Here is a 4,939-nt window from a genome sequence, read left to right on the forward strand (position 1 = left end):
TGTGGGGCACGGGGGCACGCGCGGACGCACCGACGCCGGTGTCGGCGGATCCGTGAGGGCCGCGTGCGGGGCGGGACGCGGGAAGACGATCTCGACGAGGATCTCGTCCGGGTCGAGAGCCGTCGTGTAGTAGCCGAGGAAGAAGTCCGCGGCCGGGATCCGGCGCTCGCCGCGCGGCCCGCGCGCCACCAACTCGGCGTCGAGGACCACCGCGAGCAGGCACCACTCGGCGGTGGCGTCGGCGTGCGCGATGCTGCCGCCGGCCGTGCCGCGCGTACGGATCGGCAGGTGCCCGATCCAGCTCATGGCGTCCCGCAGGACCTCGAAGCCCGCCCCGAGCATCCCCGCCGGGTCGGTCTCCACCGTGTGGTGGGTGGTGAGCGCCCCGATGCGCAGGCCGCCGTCGACGTCCCGGTGCAAGCGGTCGAGCTCCCTCATCCCGCCGATGTCGACGAGATGCCGCGGGCGGGCCAGCCGGAAGTTCATCATCGCGACGAGGCTCTGTCCGCCGGCGATGATCTTTGCGTCGTCGCCGAGCTCGGCCAGCAGCCGAACGGCTCCGTCGATGTCGGGCGCCCGGTGATACCGGAAGGGGGCGGGCTTCATGGTCCTCCTGTCGTACGTGGTGTGCTGTGGTGGTTCGGGCGGTCAGAGAGCCGCCTGCTGGACCACCACCCGGGGCGCGGGCACCGGGAGTTGCTCGTCGTCGCCGTCCAGCGCCCGGCCCTTTGTCTCCGGAGCCGCGACCGCCATCCATACGACGGCCGCCAGCACGGCGAGTGCCAGCACCGCGAACGTCACCGGGAGCCCCAGCGCCGGCCACATCACCGAGCCGAACAGCAGCGGCGCGAAGCCGGTGAGGGCCCGGCTGACCGACGAGGCCCAGCCGAAGCCGCTGGCCCGCAGCGCAGTGGGGTACAGCTCGGAGACGTATGCGTACAGGGCGGGGATGGTGAGCTGCATCAGGAAGCCGAACACGGCGATCGCCACGACCGACCCCGTCGGCATCTTCATCACCAGCGCGAACACCACCAGCGCCAGCGCCCCGACCGGCGCCGAGACGCCGATGAGCCACTTGCGGCCGACGATGTCGACGAGCGCGGTGGAGACCACGACGCCGACGATGCCTACACCGCTCATCACGGTGGTGCTCATGAAGGCGGCCGTGTCTCCGAGGCCCTCCTCCTTGAGGATGGACGGCATCCAGCTCAGCGCCGCGTAGTAGACGAGCATGATGGTGGCGAACAGCAGCCAGGCCGCCGAGGTGATGCGCGGGCTGAACTTCCAGACCCGGCGCAGCTGCTCGGCCGCGGCGGCCACTGCGCGCACGCCGGTCTCGGCAACGGGTTCGGGGATGGTGTACGGCTCGACCGGCGCGCCGGTGCGGGCGACGAGGTCGTCGATGACCTGCCGGGCCTCGGCCTCCCGGCCCTTGTTCGTCAGATAGATCGGCGACTCGGGGATGCCGCGGCGCACCCAGAACAGCAGGAGCGCGGGCAGCACCATCGTCGCGAGCATCCACCGCCAGTTCCCGTCGAGGGAGAGCATCGCCGTCGACACGAGTCCGCAGAGCGTCACGCCGATCGGCCACCACAGGTCGAGCGCGGTCAGCACCCGGCCCCGGTACTTGCGCGGGGAGAACTCGCCCACCAGCGCGTAGTCGACGGGGATGCAGCCGCCGAGGCCCACACCGGCGAGGAAGCGCAGCGCGAGGAAGACGGGATACGTCGGTGCGAGCGCGCCGAGCACCGAGAACAGGGCGAAGATCAGCAGCGTGACACTGAAGGCCTGCTTGCGCCCGATCCGGTCCGCGATCGAACCCCAGGCGACGGCGCCCACGGCCATGCCGACGAGGTTGGCGGTGGCGACGAGTCCGCGCCCGCCCAGCGAGAGGTCGAAGTGCGCACCCAGCAGCGGCATGAGGAAGCCGTTCAGTGCGATGTCGTATGCGTCGAAGAGATAGCCGAGGCCACCGATGACGAAGATCTTTCCCTGGACCGGCCATTTCCAGGGGAGTTCCTGAACTATCTGATCGCCTGTCTTCACGTTCGCTCCACGGTGTCGCGACGGGGACGGAGTACGGCGGTTGCGGGTGCCGGGAACCGGAGGGTGAGGCGGGGCCTCAGCGCGCGAAGCGGTAGGAGAACGCGCCGAGATCGGGGTCATTGAGCGGAGTGCCGCTCCACAGCCAGTCGTAGGAGAGGTCGGACTCACCGTCGAATCCGCGCCTGAGACTCTCGTCCCTGGCCTGCTGCTCGGGGCCGTCGGGGAAGTGGTAGAAGGTCTTGTTCTCCAGCGAAGCATCCTGGACCATCCCGGCATGCTTGGCACGCCGGTCGACATAGCGGCGCAGCGCCCCTTCGATGCCGCCGGCCGTGACCCCGCCCAGTTCCTCGGCGAGGACGGCGGCGTCCTCCATGGCCTGCGAGGCGCCCTGTGCCTGGTAGGGCAGCATCGCGTGGCAGGCGTCGCCGAGCAGGGCGACGCGGCCGTCCATCCACACCGGGTCGCGCCGCCGGTGGTAGAGGGCGAAGACGGAAACGTCCTCCTTCGCCTTGGACAGCATCGCCGGTACGCGGTCGTCCCAGCCGGGGAAGGCGTCGACGAGATCCTGTGCCGTCGCGGGGACGGACCACTTCTCACGCACCTCGTCCGTGCACGGCACGCACGCCACGACGTTGAGGTACTCGCCGCCGCGGATCATGTAGTGCACCAGGTGCCGGTCGGGGCCGTACCAGATGGTGCTCTGGTAGCGGTCCACGAGCCAGCGCGTCGCCGGGTCTGCGGCGATCAGGTCGCCGGGGATCAGCGCCCGGTAGGCCATCTCGCCGGAGAACAGCAGGGTGTCGGGCGCGCCCATCAGATCGCGTACCTGCGAGCGGACTCCGTCGGCGCCGATGAGCACGTCACAGGCATAGCGCCGTCCGTCGTCGGTGACCGCGACGGGGCGTTCCGGGGCCGTGCGGTCCAGCTCGACGACCTTGCTCGCGGTGTGCACCTCCACGACGGGGCCAGGACCCGCTGGGTCGAGGCACGCGTCCAGCAGGATGCGGTGCAGGTCGGCACGGTGGTAGTGCCAGTAGGGGGCGTTGAACTCGTCCTTGCAGCGCTGCCCCAGTGAGGTCAGAGCGACGATGCTGCCGTCCTTCCAGCGGCGCCGCACCTGGTCGAGCGGCTCCGTGTGGATGGCCTCCATCTGCCGGCGCAGCCCGAGGCCCATCAGGATCCGGCTGGCGTTCGGTGCGGTCTGGATGCCCGCGCCGACCTCGCCGAGCTGCGAGGCCTGCTCGAGGACGGTGACGCGCAGGCCGCGCTGACGGAGCGCCAGGGCTGCGGTCAGGCCGCCGAGACCTCCTCCGACGACGGTGACTTCGTACGACTGGCTGGACGCCACTCTTCCTCCAACGCATGGGCGTGTACGGGTGGTTCGTGCGCGAGGCGGTGAGCTCAGCGGTCGGGAAGCTGAGCGCTCTGCGACCTCAGCGGTCGGTGAGCTTCCCGTCGGTGACGACCTCGGTGCCGTCGACCGAGACGGTGCATCCGCGCATGGCGATGTCGAGGTGGGCGTACGACTCGCGGCCCAGTACCGGGTGGGGGCCGGTCGACCAGAGGAAGTTGCCGGCGAAGGCGCGGGCGTCCATGCCCATCAGGTCGCCCTTGCCGTACATCGCCGTGGCGAACCAGTCAGCCGTGCGCATCAGACCCCAGCCCATGTGGGAGAGGCTGCGCGCCCACTGGTCCTGCGCGTCCTCGAAGAACGTCGACAGCAGCGCGGCGTCGGCGCCGCCCGACACCTTCTCGATGTGCCCGCCGACGATCTCCAGCGTGACCCGGTCGCGGACGTACTCCTTGAAGGGCAGCAGGATGTCGCCCTCCGCCAGCACGATCTGTCCGTCGGAGATCTCCGGCCAGCACAGCACCATGGTGCTGGGCCAGTGATCCCAGCGGCCCGGATCGTCGGCGAAACCGCACTGGAACTCCGGCTTGGCGCCCGCGAGTTGAACCGTGAGGTCGGTGCCGGCATCGGAGGTGACCCGCATGACGGAGGACCGCTTCAGCAGGTCGACGCCTTCTTGGACCTCGGCCTTGTCGCCCTCCTTGGGGAGGTTGCGGATGAGCACGTCCGGGGCGTCACAGACGAAGATGATGCGGGTGCCCGCGCGCAGGATCTCCTGCTGGACCGGCGCGTGGATGAAGCCCTCACGGGTCAGGTCGACGACCAGGTCCGCGGACTTCAGCAGGTCCTGTGCGGCGGTGTCGTTGAGGACGGACACCAGGCCCGGACCGGCCCCGGTGTGGGTGCTCGGCATCGGAGCGGGGCTGCCACCGGGCACGGTCGCGGCGATGACATGCGCGCCGCATGCCTTGGCCGCGCCGAACGCGGCCTCCACGTAGTCACCGCGGCTGCCGGGCTCGGAGAGCACGACGACATGCTCACCGCTGCGGACCTTGCACAGCCGCAACTCACGGATGAACGCATCGAGCAGATCAACAGACGAAAGATCGAACACGGGTTCCTCCAAGGACTCGCTCGTGGGTACCGGACACGGCCTCCGCATCAACGCGGGTAGGCCGCGGCCACGCTCGGGACGCGTCGACACCGGGAGGGATGAGGGAATGGAGACAGGGCGGACCCACCCCGCCGTACGGGCATCGAGCAACGGATTCGGGACGGTGGGGGGCCGCCCGACAGAGATAATCCGAACACGTACGATCCCGCTTGGCAAGGGGCTTCGATCCGAGTTAACACGGACGTGCGGTGCCACGGAGGCGCCCGCCAGCCGGACCTGCACGGGGCTGACCTGGACTTCAGCGCGTTCATCGCCCTTCCGGGGGCGTGTTGCGTCGTGGGGGAAATGTGCCCTGGGGCACGCATCAGCGGCGAACAGACCGAATGGGCCGCTCACGGCTCAGGTCGCCGGACTCAGGGACAGCGTCC

General features: G+C 70.0%; 4 protein-coding genes. All 4 read right to left on the reverse strand.

All coding sequences use genetic code 11. From position 1 onward, the window contains the following. Nucleotides 1-606 (reverse strand): FAD binding domain-containing protein (locus tag ACFWP7_RS42330; RefSeq protein WP_384393907.1); only part of this gene is annotated, 606 nt, incomplete at its 3' end. A 42-nt stretch (nucleotides 607-648) separates the two neighbouring features. Next, complete coding sequence (locus ACFWP7_RS42335) at nucleotides 649-2,046, reverse strand: MFS transporter (RefSeq protein ID WP_384393910.1); 1,398 nt, start codon at nucleotides 2,044-2,046, stop codon at nucleotides 649-651. Nucleotides 2,047-2,122: 76 nt separating this feature from the next. Further along, the gene (locus ACFWP7_RS42340) at nucleotides 2,123-3,394 is read right to left on the reverse strand and encodes an FAD-dependent monooxygenase (RefSeq protein ID WP_384393913.1); all 1,272 of its coding nucleotides are present in this window, start codon (nucleotides 3,392-3,394) and stop codon (nucleotides 2,123-2,125) included. 85 nt (nucleotides 3,395-3,479) lie between these two features. After that, complete coding sequence (locus tag ACFWP7_RS42345; protein WP_384393916.1) at nucleotides 3,480-4,511, reverse strand: hypothetical protein; 1,032 nt, start codon at nucleotides 4,509-4,511, stop codon at nucleotides 3,480-3,482. Nucleotides 4,512-4,939 lie beyond the last annotated feature (428 nt).

Origin of the sequence: Streptomyces sp. NPDC058470, assembly GCF_042721055.1 — a bacterium.
Classification (GTDB): domain Bacteria; phylum Actinomycetota; class Actinomycetes; order Streptomycetales; family Streptomycetaceae; genus Streptomyces.